Here is a 346-nt window from a genome sequence, read left to right on the forward strand (position 1 = left end):
CTACGGCTCGCCCGGCTCGCGCTTGCGCGCGGTCATCACGCCGTCCTCGGCAGCGGCCAGCGGATCCCCCGGCGGGCGCGTGTCGGCGCCCGAGCCGGTCCAGCTCGGCGGCACCTGGGACGGGCCGGCAGTGGCCGGCTGGAAGCTGCGCGCCTGGCCGGGCGTGAGCGCGCTCACGGGCTCGGGGTGCGGCGCACGCCGTCGGGTCAGCTCCTCGGCGATCTGCACCGCCGAGGCCGGGCGGCCGGCAATCGTCGGGCGGATGCCCGGGCTGGCGCGCAGCTCTTCGTCGCTGGGCGTGCGCGGCGAGAAGCTGTGGGCATCGGCCAGCGGCCAGTACAGCCGG

Annotated in this window: 1 protein-coding gene; it reads right to left on the minus strand. The window is 78.3% G+C overall.

The window, feature by feature from the left end; translation table 11 throughout:
- The coding region (locus A612_RS17395; protein ID WP_040436584.1) for a hypothetical protein at window positions 1-346 on the minus strand (346 nt) is incomplete at its 5' end.

This window comes from Melaminivora alkalimesophila, from assembly GCF_000282995.1.
Classification (GTDB): domain Bacteria; phylum Pseudomonadota; class Gammaproteobacteria; order Burkholderiales; family Burkholderiaceae_C; genus Melaminivora; species Melaminivora alkalimesophila.